We start from the raw sequence: 16,317 nt of genomic DNA on the forward strand, positions 1-16,317 counted from the left end.
GAGTGATAGTCATCTTTATTGATTAAAATGGAAATAGTTTTTGATTTAGAAAAATAAATGCTTATGCTCTGATCCTGTAGCTCAGGAAATAGACAACTTGTGGATCCGCTGCATTCGATCCTTTGAATACAGGAGAGCGCCAGCATGACAGATTCAGTGATCAGCCATACCCTGACTTTCAGCCAGCCCTTTAGCCAGGCGGAGCAGCAGCTGCTGACTCCCGAGGCGATTGCATTCCTGGAGGCGCTGGTTACACGGTTCGCCCCGCAGCGCGAGGCGTTGCTGTCGGCTCGTCAACAGCGCCAGCAGCTTTATGACCAGGGCCAGTTGCCAGACTTCGATATGGAAACGGCTTCCATAAGAGCAAGCGAGTGGCAGATCCGGCCGATTCCGGCTGATTTAAGGGATCGCCGCGTCGAAATTACCGGGCCGCCCGATCGCAAAATGGTGATCAACGCGCTGAACGCGAACGTGAAGGTGTTTATGGCGGACTTTGAAGATTCACTGTCGCCGGAATGGTCGAAGCTGATTGAGGGCCAGTTAACGCTGCGGGAAGCGGTACAGGGCACGCTGAGTTACACCAGCGACACCGGCAAAATTTATCAGCTGCGTGCCGATCCCGCGGTGCTGATGTGCCGGGTGCGCGGGCTTCACCTGGCAGAAAAGCATGTCAGCTGGCAGGGCAACGCGATTCCCGGCGGCCTGTTTGATTTTGCGCTCTATTTCTTCCACAACGTCCGGCCGTTACTGGCCAAAGGCAGCGGGCCATACTTCTACCTGCCGAAAACCGAAAGCTGGCAGGAGATCGCCTGGTGGCGGCAGATCTTCAGTTTCAGCGAGGATCATTTCGATCTGCCGCGTGGCACCATCAAAGCCACGGTTTTGATTGAAACCTTACCCGCCGTATTTCAGATGGATGAGATCCTGTGGAATCTGCGCGATCACATTGTCGGTCTCAACTGTGGCCGCTGGGATTATATCTTCAGCTATATCAAAACGCTGAAGCAGCATGCGGATCGGGTACTGCCGGATCGCCAGGCTGTCACCATGTCTCAGCCGTTCCTGGATGCCTACTCCCGGCTGCTGATCAAAACCTGTCATCGCCGGGGAGCATTCGCGATGGGTGGGATGTCAGCACTCATCCCCGCTAAGGATCCGACGCGCAACGCCTGGGTGCTGCAACGGGTAACAGAAGACAAGCAGCGTGAAGCAGGTAATGGACATGATGGTACCTGGATTGCGCATCCCGGCCTGGCGGATACCGCGATGGCGGTCTTTGATGCCGTATTAGGCGACCGGCCTAATCAGCTGGCGGTGACACGCGAGGAGGATGCGCCGATCACGGCGGAGCAGCTGCTGGCGCCGTGCCAGGGTGAACGTACTGAAGCGGGTATGCGCGCCAACATCCGTGTCGCGCTGCAATACCTTGAGGCCTGGATCAGCGGCAATGGCTGTGTCCCGATTGATGGCCTGATGGAGGATGCCGCCACCGCTGAGATTGCCCGCACCTCCATCTGGCAGTGGATCCATCATCAGCAGACGCTGAGCAGCGGCCAGCTGGTCACGGCGGAACTCTTTCTGCGCTGGCTCAACGAAGAGCTGCATCTGCTGCAAAACAGCCTGGGTGATGCCCGATTCAGCGCCGGTCGTTACGACGAAGCGGCGCGGCTGATGGCGCAGATCACCACCGAGCGCGAGCTGGTCTCATTTCTCACCCTGCCGGGCTATCGCCTGATCCCCTGACTCACGGAGACATTGCCATGACACGTACTCAACAAATCGAGCAACTGGAACAACTCTGGCAGACACCACGCTGGCAGGGCATTACTCGCCCCTATAGCGCAGCAGAGGTGGTGAACCTGCGTGGCTCAGTGGTGCCCGCCTGCACGCTGGCCCAGCGCGGCGCGGAGAAATTATGGCGGCTGCTTAACGGCGAGGCGAAGAAGGGTTATATCAACAGCCTCGGCGCGCTGAGCGGCGGACAGGCGTTGCAGCAGGCCAAAGCGGGCATCGAGGCGATCTATCTCTCTGGTTGGCAGGTAGCCGCTGACGCCAACGTTGCCGGCCAGATGTATCCCGATCAGTCGCTCTATCCGGTTAACTCGGTGCCGGAGGTGGTGACGCGCATTAATCAGACCTTCCAGCGTGCCGATCAGATCCAGTGGTCGGGCGGGATCGAAGCGGGTGACAGTCGCTACACCGATTTCTTCCTGCCGATTGTCGCCGATGCGGAAGCGGGTTTTGGCGGCGTGCTCAATGCGTTTGAGCTGATGAAAGCGATGATCGAAGCCGGTGCCGCGGCGGTGCACTTTGAAGATCAGCTGGCTGCGGTAAAAAAATGCGGTCATATGGGTGGCAAAGTGCTGGTGCCGACGCAGGAGGCGATTCAGAAACTGGTGGCGGCGCGGCTGGCGGCGGACGTGATGGGAGTCCCCACCGTACTGCTGGCGCGCACCGATGCCGATGCCGCTGACCTGATCACCTCAGACTGCGATGAGTACGATCGCCCCTTTATCCGGGATGAGCGGACCGCAGAAGGCTTCTTCCGCACCCATGCGGGCATTGAGCAGGCGATCAGCCGCGGGCTGGCCTATGCGCCTTATGCTGACATCCTGTGGTGTGAAACGTCGACGCCGGATCTGGCGATGGCGCAGCGCTTTGCCGATGCCATTCATGAACGCTTCCCTGGCAAGCTGCTGGCCTACAACTGTTCGCCGTCGTTCAACTGGAAAAAGAACCTCGACGACAGCACTATCGCGACCTTTCAGCAGGCGCTCAGCGACATGGGCTATCGCTTCCAGTTCATCACGCTGGCGGGCATTCACAGCATGTGGTTCAACATGTTCGATCTGGCCCACGCCTATGCGCAGGGGGAAGGGATGCGTCACTATGTGGAAAAGGTTCAGCAGCCTGAATTTGCCGCCCGCGATCGCGGTTACAGTTTTTCATCACACCAGCAGGAGGTCGGCACCGGTTATTTCGATCAGGTGACGAATATCATCCAGGGCGGTAAGTCGTCGGTGACGGCGCTGACCGGTTCAACCGAAGAGCATCAGTTCTGAGTCGTGACTGATTCCCCGCCCGCCCCCGCGCGGCGGGGATTTACCGGAGCCGATTATGCCGCCACGCGAATCCCTGATTGCCCAGACTATTTTGCAGGGCTCGGATGCCCAGTATGGCCGCTTTCTCGACATCACCGCCGGCGCACAGCAGCGTTTTGAACAGGCGGAGTGGCAGGCGGTACAGCACGCCATGAAGGCACGGATTCATCTTTATGATCACCATGTCACGCTGGTCGCCGATCAGCTGCGGGTGCTGAACGGTGCCGCGAGCTGGGATCAGGCGTTCTGGCTGCGGGTAAAGGGCCACTATGCAAGCCTGCTGCCCGGCTATCCACGCCCGGAAATTGCGGAGAGCTTTTTTAACTCGGTCTACTGCCGGTTACATGGCCATGCCGATCTGCAACCGGAACGGCTGTTTATCTTCAGTTCACAGCCAGCCTCGGCGCCACTTACCCCTTTGCGTCCGCTGTCGCGTCGGTATCACCCCCGGCACGGCTGGCTGGCGCTGGTCGAGCAGCTGCTGAGCGATCTGCCCTTGACCCTGCCGTGGCAGGATCGCGCCCGCGACGCGGGCTGGATTGTCCGTCACCTGCGGTCGCATTTTCCCCGGCTGGAGCAGGGCTGGCTCGACGTCAGCAGTGAACTCTTTTATCGCAATAAAACCGCCTGGCTGGTGGCGCGGCTGCATCTGCCGGAGGGTATCTCGCCCTGTTTACTGCCGATTCAGCGCAGCGAAAGCGGGGAACTGTGGATCGATACCTGTCTGACCGATGTCAATGACGCCAGCATTGTGTTTGGCTTCGCTCGCGCCTGCTTTATGGTGTTTGCGCCCGTTCCTGCGGCGCTGGTGGCGTGGCTGCAACCGATTCTGCCCGGCAAAACCCTGGCGGAACGCTATATGGCGATTGGCTGCCAGAAGCATGGAAAAACCGAAAGCTATCGCGAATATCTTCAGGCGCTGGCAGAGAGTGAGGCAACCTTTGAGATCGCACCCGGCGTGCGCGGCATGGTGATGCTGGTCTTTACGCTGCCGGGTTTCGATCGGGTGTTTAAGGTGATCAAAGATCGCTTCGCGCCGCAAAAAGAGGTGACAGAAGCGCAGGTTCGCGCCTGCTACCTACAGGTCAAAGAGCACGATCGCGTGGGGCGGATGGCGGACACCCAGGAGTTTGAACAATTCGCGCTGCCGCTGGCGCGCATCTCCCCGGCGCTGCTGGCGGAACTTCACGCCTGCGCGGCAGAGAAGTTGCGGATCGAGGGCGACCGGCTGATCATCCGGCATCTGTGGCTGGAGCGCCGTATGCAGCCGCTCAACCTCTATCTGGCGCAGGCCAGCGCCACTGAGCGCCGTCACGCGATTGAGGAGTATGGCAACGCCATCAGACAGCTGGCGGCGGCCAATATCTTTCCGGGTGACATGCTGTTTAAAAACTTCGGTATTACCCGTCATGGCCGGGTAATTTTTTACGATTACGATGAGATCCGCCCGATGCAGGAGCTGAACTTCCGTGAGGTGCCGGTTGCGCGTTATGAGGAGGATGAGCTGAGCGCCGAACCCTGGTACAGCGTCGGGCCGGATGATGTCTTCCCGGAAACCTTCCGCCATGCGTTATGCAGTGAAGCGGCGACCGGCGCGTTACTGCTGCAACTGCACCCGGAGATATTTGATCCGCGCTGGTGGCGCGCGCAGCAGCAGCGCATTGCCCAGGGGCATGTGGAAGAGGTGATCGCCTGGCGGCAGACGCAACGCTTCTGCGTCCGCTACGCGCCAGACGCCGTTAACGACCGCTGTACGCCAGCGTAACCTGACGCGCTTCCCGGATCACCAGCGCGCCTAATTCGGTAATGCGGTTGTCGGTCATGCGGGCGATCGGACCGGAGATGGAGAGCGCGGCAAAGGCTTCGCCATGTTCGTCATAGATGGGCGCGGCGACACAGCGCAAGCCGAGCGCATGCTCCTCATCATCGAAGGAAAAGCCCGCTTTGCGCACCTGAGCCAGATTCTCTTTCAGACTCTGCGGCGACATCAGGGTTTTCGGGGTGTAGTAATGCAATCCTTTCTGATGCAGCAGGGCGGTCACCTGCTCATCGCCCAGATGAGCCAGAAACGCTTTGCCCGCGCCAGAGGCGTGCATCGGCAGTTTGCCGCCGATGGGGGCGGACATCCGCATCAGCTGCGTACACTGCACCTGATCGATAATCACCGCCTGATGGTCGCTGAGATCCAGCACCGCCAGATTGACCGTCTCGCCCGACTGCTCCATCAGGCTGCGCAGCACCGGATGCACCAGCGCCAGCAGGTTGCGGCTTTGCAGGAAGCTGCTGCCGACCACAAAGGCGTGCGCCCCCATCGTCCAGAGCCCGAGATCGCCTACCTGACGAACAAAACCCTGCTGCTGCATGGTGGTGAGCAGACGGTGTGTGGTGGAGTTGGGTAAACCCGCCTGCTGCGCCAGTTCGGTCAGCGCCACGCTGCCGTGTGAATCCGCAATCAGCTCCAGCAGCGTCAGACCGCGGGTGAGAGATTGAACCTGACCCCCCGCGGGCGCGGCAGCAGGTGTACCACGGGGTTTCTTGCCGCGCTTAACCGGGACCGGCGTCGCCATCATCGTTTCTCCCTATTCATTGTGGAAATCATTTTCGTTTTTATTGGCCCATTTGCAAAGGCGGATTTTCTGGTCAGACCTCTCCATCGCTAAGCTGAAAATGTCTCAGCTCAGGGTGCTTTGTCGCTTAACAGGCTTGTGCCAGAATGGCTGACAGGGTTTTCCGCCGGCAGACTGACGTGAATGGGGCAACAGTGAGCAATAAAATCGACGTGTTACATCAGCAGCTCGCACAACGCATTATGGTGCTGGATGGCGGTATGGGCACCATGATCCAGAGTTATAAGCTGGATGAAGCGGATTTTCGCGGCAGCCGTTTTGCGGATTGGCCCTGCGATCTTAAGGGCAATAACGATCTGCTGGTGCTGAGCAAACCGGCGGTGATCCGCGAGATCCACCACGCTTATCTGGCTGCCGGCGCGGATATTCTCGAAACCAACACCTTTAATGCCACCGCTATCGCCATGGCGGATTACCAGATGGAAGGGCTATCGGCGGAGATCAACTATGAGGCGGCCCGACTGGCGCGCGCCTGCGCCGATGAGTGGACGGCAAAAACGCCGGATCGTCCCCGTTTCGTGGCGGGCGTGCTCGGCCCGACCAACCGCACCTGTTCAATCTCACCCGATGTTAACGATCCCGCTTACCGTAACATCACCTTTAATCAGCTGGTGGAGGCGTATCGCGAATCGACCCGCGCGCTGGTGGAGGGCGGGTCCGACATCATCATGATCGAAACGGTGTTCGATACGCTGAATGCCAAAGCCGCCATCTACGCGGTGCAGACCGAGATGGAAGCGCTGGGCGTGACGCTGCCGCTGATGATCTCCGGCACTATCACCGACGCCTCCGGTCGCACGCTCTCCGGCCAGACCACCGAAGCTTTTTACAACTCCCTGCGGCACGCCAGGCCGCTCTCTTTTGGGCTTAACTGCGCGCTGGGCCCGGATGAGCTGCGTCAGTATGTGGCGGAGCTGTCGCGCATCGCGGAAGGCTATGTGAGTGCCCACCCCAACGCCGGTCTGCCCAATGCCTTTGGTGAGTACGATCTGGATGCCGGTCTGATGGCGCAGCAGATTGGCGAATGGGCGACCGCGGGTTTCCTGAATATTGTTGGCGGCTGCTGTGGCACCACGCCGCAGCATATTGCCGCGATGGTCGCGGCGGTGGAAGGCGTTGCGCCCCGTAAGCCACCGGTGCTGCCGGTCGCCTGTCGGTTGTCCGGCCTGGAGCCGCTCAATATCAGCGCGGAGTCGCTGTTTGTTAACGTCGGTGAGCGTACCAACGTCACCGGCTCGGCAAAATTCAAGCGGCTGATTAAAGAAGAGAAATATAACGAAGCGCTGGAAGTGGCGTTGCAGCAGGTTGAGAGCGGCGCGCAGATTATCGATATTAACATGGATGAGGGGATGCTCGACGCCGAAGCGGCGATGGTGCGTTTCCTGAACCTGATCGCTGGCGAACCCGATATTGCCCGCGTGCCGATCATGATCGACTCCTCAAAGTGGGAGGTGATTGAAAAAGGGCTGCAATGCATTCAGGGCAAAGGGATCGTCAACTCGATTTCGATGAAAGAGGGGGAGGCCGCCTTTATCGACCATGCGCGCCAGGTGCGTCGCTACGGCGCGGCGATGGTGGTGATGGCGTTTGACGAGGTGGGTCAGGCGGATACCCGCGCCCGTAAAATTGAGATCTGCCGCCGCGCTTACCAGATCCTCACCGAACAGGTCGGTTTCCCGCCGGAAGATATTATTTTCGACCCCAATATTTTTGCGGTCGCCACCGGTATCGACGAACACAACAACTACGCGATGGATTTCATTGGTGCCTGCGAAGATATTAAGCGGGAACTGCCGCACGCGATGATCTCCGGTGGCGTCTCCAATGTGTCGTTTTCGTTTCGCGGCAACGACCCGGTGCGGGAAGCGATCCACGCGGTTTTCCTCTATTACGCTATCCGCAACGGCATGGATATGGGCATCGTCAACGCGGGCCAGCTGGCGATTTATGACGATCTGCCCGCTGAACTGCGCCACGCGGTAGAAGATGTCATTCTGAATCGCCGCGATGACGCGACTGAGCGGCTGCTGGATCTGGCGGAGAAATACCGTGGCGGCAAAAGCGACGGCGCGCAGGAGAAACAGTTAGCGGAGTGGCGCAGCTGGGAGGTGGCAAAGCGGCTGGAATATTCGCTGGTGAAGGGCATCACGGAGTTTATTGAGCAGGATACCGAAGAGGCGCGTCAGCAGGCACCACGGCCGATTGAGGTGATTGAAGGCCCGCTGATGTCCGGCATGAACGTGGTTGGCGATCTGTTCGGCGAAGGTAAGATGTTCCTGCCGCAGGTGGTGAAATCAGCGCGCGTGATGAAGCAGGCGGTGGCGTATCTGGAGCCGTTTATTGAAGCCAGCAAAGAGGCGGGGCGCAGTAACGGGAAAATCGTGCTGGCCACGGTGAAAGGCGACGTACACGATATCGGCAAGAATATCGTCGGTGTGGTGTTGCAGTGCAATAACTATGAAATTATCGACCTCGGCGTGATGGTGCCGGGCGAGAAGATCCTGAAAACGGCGCGTGAAGTGAATGCGGATATTATCGGCCTGTCGGGTCTGATTACGCCGTCGCTGGATGAGATGGTCAATATGGCGAAAGAGATGGAGCGTCAGGGCTTCACGCTACCGCTGCTGATTGGCGGCGCGACCACCTCGAAAGCGCACACCGCCGTGAAGATTGAGCAGAACTACAGCGGACCGACGGTTTACGTGCAGAACGCGTCCCGCACCGTGGGCGTGGTGTCGTCGCTGCTCTCCGCCACCCTGAAAGAGGATTTTGTGGCGCGCACCCGTAAAGAGTATGAAACCGTGCGCATCCAGCATGCGCGTAAAAAGCCGCGTACGCCGCCGGTCTCGTTGCAGGCGGCGCGCGATAACGCCACCCTGATCGACTGGGAAAGCTACACCCCGCCGGTGCCGCATCGTCCCGGCGTCAGTCAGGTGGAAGCCAGCATCGAAACGCTGCGCAATTACATCGACTGGACGCCGTTCTTTATGACCTGGTCACTGGCGGGCAAATATCCGCGCATCCTGGAAGATGAGGTGGTAGGTGAAGAGGCGCAGCGGCTGTTCGCCGATGCCAATGCGATGCTGGACCGGCTGAGCCAGCAGGCGCTGCTGAAACCGCGCGGCGTGGTCGGGATTTTCCCGGCCAACCGGGTCGGTGATGACATTCATATCTATCGCGATGAGCGCCGCACGGAACTCTTGTGTGTGAGTCATCACTTACGTCAGCAGACGGAGAAAACCGACTTCGCCAACTACTGCCTGGCCGATTTCGTGGCCCCGAAATCAACCGGAAAACCCGATTATCTGGGGGCTTTCGCGGTGACCGGTGGCCTGGAGGAGGATGCGCTGGCGGAGGCGTATGACCGTCAGCATGATGACTACAACAAGATCATGGTGAAAGCGCTGGCGGACCGTCTGGCGGAAGCCTTCGCTGAATATCTGCATGAGCGGGTGCGTAAAGTGATCTGGGGCTTCGCGCCTAACGAGAACCTCAGCAATGAGGAGCTGATTCGGGAGAATTATCAGGGGATCCGGCCAGCGCCCGGTTATCCGGCCTGCCCGGAGCATACTGAGAAAGCCACCATCTGGACCCTGCTGGATGTGGAAAAGCAGACCGGCATGAAACTCACCGAATCTTTTGCCATGTGGCCGGGCGCGTCAGTCTCGGGCTGGTACTTCAGCCATCCTGACAGTCGTTACTTCGCCGTGGCGCAGATCCAGCGTGACCAGGTGGAAGATTATGCGGCACGCAAAGGGATGTCGGTCAGTGAAGTGGAGCGCTGGCTGGCCCCGAATCTTGGTTACGATGCGGACTAAATAAAAAGGCGGCCCGAAGGCCGCCTGACTGCTTAGTTAAAGCGTGCGTCGCGATCGGACGTCAGATCATACAGCTGGTACTTACGACCCAGCATCTGACCGCCATCCCGCGTCAGCGGCACCCAGTTCACCTGCGCGCGACCGCGCGTTGGTGTCACGGTGAAGAGATCCATCGGGACAGAGATATAGAAGCCTTTGGTGAAGTCGCCTTCGCCATACTCCTGAGACGACACGTTGGTTTTGGTGGCGTAAACACCCACCATTACGCCGCTGTCGAAGCGCTTCGACACATCCACCGTTACGCCTTTATCTTTCGCCAGGTACTGACCGACGCTGGCTTTCACCAGCACATCCTGCATAAACCAGGGTCGCCAGTAGCCGGTCAGATTACCGGTTGCGGCTTTATAGCGGTTAAACTGCATCATGTTGTCCCAGTCACGCTGCCGGACGTAGTTGGCATCCACACCCACCGCCCAGTTGGCGTCAACCGGACGATAGAGCAGCTCGCCGCCCGCGCCGCCATACATCGTCTCCAGATAGCCGCCATAAACCTGCCCATAGAAGCCATTACCGAGATGGCCCATATAGTTCGCCTGCAAATCGTTGACGTAGACATTGTTCTCAACGTAGTCGCGGATATGGGTGCGCACGCGCGGCAGCGAGGAGTCAGCCGGTGCGCCGTTGTAGTTGAACTTGTCGTAGTTATTGGCGAGGTTGCCAAACAAACTGCCGCCCACCAGCAGATGATCGGTCAGCCAGTAGTCGACATTGCCCATCACCCCGACCTGGTACATATAGAAACTTTCCGGGCCACCCACTGACTGGTTCAGCACCGGTGACAGGCTGTAGTTCAGGCGATCTTTACGGATAAACATGCCCTGCTCAGTATTCCCCGGATCGACGGGTTCTTTGCGGGTCTGTTGCAGCGGCTGTTCATGGCCGAGCGGGTAGCCTGTCAGGTCGTTACGCAGGCTGGCCACCTGGGTCTCAGTGGTGACCTGCGGCATGTTAAAGCGTGTCTCGGTGACATTGATGGTGTCGATGTCCGCCGGCAGGTGATTCATGATGATGCGGTTAGCGCGATCGACTCCTTCCTGGGTGTCACGATATTTGGTCTGCTCGCCGGTGACATAGAGCGTCCGGCCTTTGGTCTGAATACGCGGGCCGTCGAGACCGGCATTGTACTTCAGATCGGTAAGCTGGTTGCCCACCACGGTCGGCTCCAGCAACTTAGGCTGCGGCTGTGGATTATAGGCGGGCTTCTCGCTATCAATGTGTGACTGGCGCAGATCGTTAAAGTTGGTGCGCAGGGTAACGCCAAACATAAAGGTGTTGCCGCGTTCGTAGCTGGCATTAATATCTGCCCAGTCGGTCACACGATAGATCGCTCCGACGTTGAGCTTGCTGCGCTGCTCAAGGCGGCCCGCGAAATCGTTCTGATAGTCGTTGCCCTCATACTCCATTTTAAGGCGCAGCGGCTGCCACGGCGTCTGATACTCCACGCCGCCAAACAGCGCGGTCGGACCGTGGAACATCTGTGAACCGTTGATTGACCCCGCTTCGCCCACCCGCGGACGCTGGCAATAGCTGTCGCTGTAAGAGCAGAAGGGGTTTTTCAGCGTGCCGCTGTTGCCGAGATAGCCCCAGCCGAGCCCCAGCGTAAAGTCAAACGGCCCCCAGGCTTTGGTCGCCACCAGATATTCACTGTCGAACAGGCCGGTGCCGCCGAGATCGCGGGTGCCCAGCGCCACTTCCGGCAGCCAGAAGCCCTCCTGCCACAGACGCAGTTTCAGGTCGAAGGCTTTATCTTTGTAGCTCTGGGTTCCGCTGAACTCCGAGACTGCACTGTACTGGCGGGTGCGGACGTCGGTATAACGCACGGTGGTCTCCAGCCAGGGGAAAAGCTGAAGCGACGCGGAATAGTAGCGGTACTGATCGTTGTCACGCGCGTTGAGGCTGAACTCGCCCTCTCTGGCCATGCGCGCCGTTGGCACCTGCATCAGGCCCACGCCACCAAAATCGGATTGTGAAGGTCCCACCGGCGCGGGAAAGGTTTCAGCCTGCGCCTGACAGGCTGCCGCCACAGAAACAGCCAACAGGCTGAAGAGATAACGTTTTTTCATCAGTCTGGTACCCGGTGAGTCAGAACGGAGAGGATGCGATCATTCAGGTCTTCATCGTTGCCTGGCAGGCTCCATGACGAAAAACCGAGCCAGATAATGCTGCCAGGCTCCACTTCCGCGTGGCGATGATTCCAGTAGGCGATCGGGACCTGCCGGGTGGTGCCGGTGGGAGAAATCACCGTGACGAAGTTGCGTTCCGCGCCAGAGAGTGAAGGGTGATCCGCCAGATAGTCACGCACCGATTGACCCGGCTGCCAGCTCACCTTGCCGGCGCCGCTCAGCGCGCCAAGCAGCAGCACTGAGTCAGACGGCGCTTGCAGATAGAGGTCATAGCTGCCCTCCAGGCGGCGGTTATCAGCCGGATGCAGCCGGATCCAGTCCGGGTCGAGCGGAGTAAACTGGCGGCCGGTAACCTTCATCGCGCTCAGCTGCTGGATCACCGCGTCAATGGTGGCGGCCAGCTCACCGCTGCTGTCACCACGCCAGGCGCGCAGCGCACCCAGCGTCTGCTGGTACTGCTGCTGTGCCACCGCGCTGGCACCACGCTCGGCAATAAAAGAACGACGCCAGTCGGTGTGCGCCTGCAAAACGGGCAGCGTCACCAGTTGCGACAGATCCGCCACCTGACTCAGTTCCGCCTGGCCGCTGTTATGCGGTGCATGGACGATAACCTGCGCAGCCGCCTGCGCCCCTGCGGTGCTGAACAGGCTCAGCCCGGCCAGCAAAAAAGTGATTTTTTTCATGATTTCGCCGGCTTCAGAATAGTGGTTTCAACAGGGAAGGCATCCGCCGCCAGCATCTGATGGGCCTGCACCACATCGCCGCTGCTGTTATCGATCCAGAAGGTGTTTTCCCACTCGCGATGACCGCTATCGAGACTCACCTGCTCATGCCAGACGCGGCAGGGGATGCGGTTGCCCGCCACGGTCAGCACTTCATCGGTGCCGCGCTGGAAGGTGGAGCGCAGGGTCGCGCCGCGCACCTGATCCTGTTCGGTCCACTGCACGATACGGGTCCAGCTGGCACCATCGCGCAGATGCAGGCTGTCAGCCAGCGGGTCCTGTGTCAGGTTGCTGACGCTCAGCAGGTTGTCCGGTAAACCCAGGGTTTTAACCAGGCGGCCATGCTGAGTCACCAGCATCGCCTGATCCTGAGTCACCCATTTCTGCTGACCGTTTTCGTTGTAGCCCAGCACCACAAAGATGCGCGGGCCACTATTAATCCGGGCGTAGAGACTGGCGTAGGGGAGAGCCCTGACCTGTTGATCGGTGACGGTCACGTCGTCAGGACCGTTAACGGCGAGCAGCAGCGTCTGTTCAAGGCCTTTTTGCGTTTGTGTACAGGCCTGTAGCAGCAGGCAAGCGAGCAGCAGAGGAAGTTGGCGCACTGTGTGTCCCTGAATAAGTCAAACCAAAGTAAAAATAACCACACAGGCGTGTGGTTATGTTTAAAGGTGCTCTGCCCGCTGGATCTGGCGACAGAGAGAGGCTACGTGGCTCAGCGGCCCCACTCACCGTAGTGAGGGGGGCCGCCTCTGCCCGTTGGCCGCCGCTCCGCAATCAGACCCGTTACGGGCAGCCATCAACGAGTGGTGCTCGTCGTGGTTGTGGTTGTTGTTCCGGTATTTGCACCGTCACCACCGCCAGAAGCGGCAATGCCGAGCCCTACCAACGCGCCCAGCGCGCCGATACCGACAGCGGTCGACGTGCCGGCTGAGATTGCTCCCGCCTGCGCGCCTGCTGCGGTACCCGCTTCTTCCGGCGCAGCAAATGCACTGGAAGAGAAGGCCGCGAAGATCAGGGCTGCACCGGCAATCCTGGTTTTTTTCATAACAACGTTTCCTGCATTGAGTGAATGAAGGATCTCTGACCGGCGATAATGGCAGTGCAGAAGCGCGCTGCCAGCACGACGGACAGGCCCATTGCGGGCGCGTTCATTATAGGGCAACAAAATACCAGAGTTCAGCCGCGGAAAAACCAGGGGTTCTGACGGGCTGATGGCGTGATTTAATCATTCGGATTGGCGGTAACTACTTTTTATATGGGAATATTTCGCGCTGATACCAGATATTTCGCTGCTGGCAGGCCAGATGCAAAGCGTAAAGCTCTTATTTATTTATATCTGGTACGGAATAAGAATATTCAGAATTTACTCAGGATTGATAAATTTAAATAGAGTTATGAATCAATCACTAACCATGAGAGTTATCCCCTTTCAGGGCCATTTTATACTGGATGAATCGGGGCCGGAGGACGTGATGTTCAGAATTATCTTAGCTTATTTTAAGAATTATCCCGTCTGAGGCAGATGGCGGCAGGGAATAAAGGGCCGTTTCAGGGGGAAAAAGCGACAAAAAAGGGCGGCAAAATAGCCGCCCGATATTTTAATGCCGATTAACGCCAGGATTTATAGCGGTTAATTAAGGCATTGGTGGAACTGTCATGCGAGGTAATTTCCTCTTCGTTTTCCAGTTCCGGCAGAATACGGTTTGCCAGCTGCTTGCCTAATTCCACGCCCCACTGATCGAAGGTGAAAATATTCAGGATGGCGCCCTGAGTGAAGATTTTGTGCTCATAGAGGGCAATCAGCGCGCCCAGGCTGTAAGGCGTAATCTCACGCAGCAGAATGGAGTTGGTCGGACGGTTACCTTCAAACACCTTGAACGGCACGATATGCGCCACCGATTCTGCTGATTTACCGGCGTCGGTAAACTCTTTCTCTACCACGTCGCGTGACTTACCAAACGCCAGCGCTTCGGTCTGTGCAAAGAAGTTTGAGAGCAGTTTCGGGTGGTGATCCGCCAGCGCGTTATGGGTAATCGCCGGGGCGATAAAGTCACACGGAACCAGCTTGGTGCCCTGATGGATCAGCTGATAAAAGGCATGCTGACCGTTGGTGCCAGGCTCACCCCAGATGATGGGACCGGTCTGGTAATCCACCGGATGGCCGTCACGATCAACATACTTACCGTTGGACTCCATATTGCCCTGCTGGAAATAGGCGGCGAAACGGTGCATGTACTGGTCATACGGCAGAATCGCTTCGGTTTCGGCACCAAAGAAGTTGTTGTACCAGATGCCAATCAGCGCCAGCAGCACCGGCAGGTTCTGTTCAGCCGGCGTGGAGGCGAAATGCTGATCCATCGCATGGGCGCCGCTCAGCAGCTGCTCGAAGTTATCGAAACCGATGGAGAGGATGATCGACAGGCCAATCGCTGACCAGAGTGAGTAACGACCGCCGACCCAGTCCCAGAATTCAAACATGTTGTTGGTGTCGATACCGAATTCGCCCACCGCTTTCGCGTTGGTGGAGAGCGCCGCAAAGTGCTTCGCCACATGCTGCTGATCGCCTGCGGTTTTCAGGAACCAGTCGCGCGCGCTGTGGGCGTTGGTCATGGTCTCCTGGGTGGTGAAGGTCTTGGAGGCCACCAGGAACAGGGTGGTTTCCGGGCTGAGATCTTTCAGCGTTTCGGCGATGTGGGTGCCGTCAACGTTGGAGACAAAATGCATGTTCAGATGGTTTTTGTACGGGCGCAGCGCTTCCGTCACCATGAACGGGCCGAGGTCGGAACCACCGATACCGATATTCACCACGTCGGTGATCGCTTTACCGGTATAGCCTTTCCACTCACCGCTGATAATGCGCTCGGAAAAGCCTTTCATCTTATCCAGCACCGCGTTGACGTCTGGCATCACATCTTTGCCATCCACCAGAATCGGCGTGTTGCTGCGATTACGCAGCGCGACGTGCAGCACCGCACGATCTTCGGTGCGGTTAATCTTCTCACCCGAGAACATAGACTTAATGGCACCGCTGAGATCGGTCTCTTTGGCCAGCGCCTGTAACTTATCGAGGGTTTCCTGGGTGATGCGGTTTTTGGAGAAATCCACCAGCATCTGATCATCAAAGGTGGCAGAGAATTTGGCAAAACGATCGGCATCCTGAGCGAACAGATCGGCAATCTCCACTGATTTCATCTGCTCAAAATGCTGTTGCAGCGCTTTCCAGGCTGCGGTTTGTGTCGGATTGATATTTTTCATGGCAACACTCTTGTTGATATTAAGAACCGTCATTCCATCGGGGGCACAGGGTACCCGTTTAGCATTTCAGTATGACCACAGTTGCTACTGAAAGGAAAAATTTTGTCAGCGCGCTCAACCACTGGCGGCCGGCGCGATGATCTCTGCGGGTCAGCAATGGCTGGCGCGAAGCCTTAACCGCGCGGCTGAGACGCAGGCAGCACAGTGTGACCGGAAAGGGCGCACGAAACCTTGTGCCGAATCAGGGATGGCGGCACAGGCTGAACCCATTAAGCACTTTAGCCGCTGCCAGGTGGATCAATTTGTTTTCTGATGCGCCGGTGTGGCCTCGCTGAGATTGACAGCAGGGCCAGAAACCGCTAAATGTATGCGCCTACTTGCGCACCTGTGCGCAAGCCAGAAGAGGCGCGTCGCCCAGGCAGTGTGTTGGAGGAACCGTATCCGGTGAAAACACATGATGGGGAGCGACGCCGAGGTGGGTCAGCACGCGGTGTGTTGCCTGTCGGCTACAGGGGCTGAATCCCCTGGGTTGTCACCAGAAACGTCCGCAGTCGACGTTTCGCAAGGTGGGGCGCTTCTGGGTGACTCGTCTACCCGATCTTGTCTGC

The 16,317-nt window shown here is 58.3% G+C and carries 10 protein-coding genes and 1 riboswitch; of the genes, 4 read left to right on the plus strand and 6 right to left on the minus strand.

Going from position 1 to position 16,317, the window contains the following annotated elements; translation table 11 throughout:
- Nucleotides 1-144 precede the first annotated feature (144 nt).
- Genes aceB through aceK form a run of 3 tightly spaced genes read left to right on the plus strand, consistent with a single transcriptional unit; the run spans nucleotide 145 to nucleotide 4,866 of the window.
- Nucleotides 145-1,743, plus strand: a complete 1,599-nt coding sequence (gene aceB, locus ACCW71_RS15825) for a malate synthase A (RefSeq protein ID WP_436373026.1) — start codon at nucleotides 145-147, stop codon at nucleotides 1,741-1,743.
- Nucleotides 1,744-1,760: 17 nt separating this feature from the next.
- Nucleotides 1,761-3,062, plus strand: a complete 1,302-nt coding sequence (aceA, locus tag ACCW71_RS15830; protein ID WP_436373029.1) for an isocitrate lyase — start codon at nucleotides 1,761-1,763, stop codon at nucleotides 3,060-3,062.
- Between the two features lie 55 nt (nucleotides 3,063-3,117).
- The gene (gene aceK / locus ACCW71_RS15835; protein ID WP_436373031.1) at nucleotides 3,118-4,866 is read left to right on the plus strand and encodes a bifunctional isocitrate dehydrogenase kinase/phosphatase; all 1,749 of its coding nucleotides are present in this window, start codon (nucleotides 3,118-3,120) and stop codon (nucleotides 4,864-4,866) included.
- Here aceK and iclR read toward each other — a convergent pair.
- A complete protein-coding gene (gene iclR, locus ACCW71_RS15840; RefSeq protein WP_436373195.1) occupies nucleotides 4,841-5,668 on the minus strand; it encodes a glyoxylate bypass operon transcriptional repressor IclR in 828 nt (275 codons plus the stop codon). The genes aceK and iclR overlap by 26 nt on opposite strands.
- Nucleotides 5,669-5,862: 194 nt before the next feature.
- Between iclR and metH the strand changes: the two genes are divergently transcribed.
- On the plus strand, nucleotides 5,863-9,546 hold the full coding sequence (gene metH, locus ACCW71_RS15845; protein WP_436373033.1) for a methionine synthase: 3,684 nt from the start codon (nucleotides 5,863-5,865) through the stop codon (nucleotides 9,544-9,546).
- A gap of 32 nt (nucleotides 9,547-9,578) precedes the next feature.
- On the opposite strand, the gene ACCW71_RS15850 is transcribed toward metH, so the two are convergent.
- The 5 genes from ACCW71_RS15850 to pgi form a co-directional block, all read right to left on the minus strand.
- Complete coding sequence (locus tag ACCW71_RS15850) at nucleotides 9,579-11,669, minus strand: YjbH domain-containing protein (RefSeq protein WP_436373035.1); 2,091 nt, start codon at nucleotides 11,667-11,669, stop codon at nucleotides 9,579-9,581.
- Entirely contained in the window at nucleotides 11,669-12,412 is a 744-nt protein-coding gene (locus ACCW71_RS15855; protein WP_436373037.1) for a capsule biosynthesis GfcC family protein, read from the minus strand. The genes ACCW71_RS15850 and ACCW71_RS15855 overlap by 1 nt, the downstream gene beginning before the upstream one ends.
- Entirely contained in the window at nucleotides 12,409-13,056 is a 648-nt protein-coding gene (locus tag ACCW71_RS15860; protein WP_436373040.1) for a YjbF family lipoprotein, read from the minus strand. The genes ACCW71_RS15855 and ACCW71_RS15860 overlap by 4 nt, the downstream gene beginning before the upstream one ends.
- 194 nt (nucleotides 13,057-13,250) lie before the next feature.
- Nucleotides 13,251-13,499: an exopolysaccharide production protein YjbE gene (gene yjbE, locus ACCW71_RS15865; protein ID WP_436373043.1), complete on the minus strand. Its 249-nt coding sequence runs from the start codon at nucleotides 13,497-13,499 to the stop codon at nucleotides 13,251-13,253.
- Nucleotides 13,500-14,062: 563 nt separating this feature from the next.
- Entirely contained in the window at nucleotides 14,063-15,709 is a 1,647-nt protein-coding gene (gene pgi / locus ACCW71_RS15870) for a glucose-6-phosphate isomerase (RefSeq protein WP_436373046.1), read from the minus strand.
- A 392-nt stretch (nucleotides 15,710-16,101) separates the two neighbouring features.
- Nucleotides 16,102-16,294, plus strand: a riboswitch (Lysine riboswitch).
- The last annotated feature ends 23 nt before the right edge of the window (nucleotides 16,295-16,317 follow it).

The organism is Pantoea sp. C2G6, from assembly GCF_051336815.1.
Taxonomy (GTDB): Bacteria; Pseudomonadota; Gammaproteobacteria; order Enterobacterales; family Enterobacteriaceae; genus Pantoea.

Coding starts and splice junctions, on each gene's coding strand:
- aceB (WP_436373026.1), top strand. CDS start 145: ATGACAGATTCAGTGATCAGCCATACCCTGACTTTCAGCCAGCCCTTT.
- aceA (WP_436373029.1), top strand. CDS start 1,761: ATGACACGTACTCAACAAATCGAGCAACTGGAACAACTCTGGCAGACA.
- aceK (WP_436373031.1), top strand. CDS start 3,118: ATGCCGCCACGCGAATCCCTGATTGCCCAGACTATTTTGCAGGGCTCG.
- iclR (WP_436373195.1), bottom strand. CDS start 5,668: ATGGCGACGCCGGTCCCGGTTAAGCGCGGCAAGAAACCCCGTGGTACA.
- ACCW71_RS15850 (WP_436373035.1), bottom strand. CDS start 11,669: ATGAAAAAACGTTATCTCTTCAGCCTGTTGGCTGTTTCTGTGGCGGCA.
- ACCW71_RS15855 (WP_436373037.1), bottom strand. CDS start 12,412: ATGAAAAAAATCACTTTTTTGCTGGCCGGGCTGAGCCTGTTCAGCACC.
- yjbE (WP_436373043.1), bottom strand. CDS start 13,499: ATGAAAAAAACCAGGATTGCCGGTGCAGCCCTGATCTTCGCGGCCTTC.
- pgi (WP_436373046.1), bottom strand. CDS start 15,709: ATGAAAAATATCAATCCGACACAAACCGCAGCCTGGAAAGCGCTGCAA.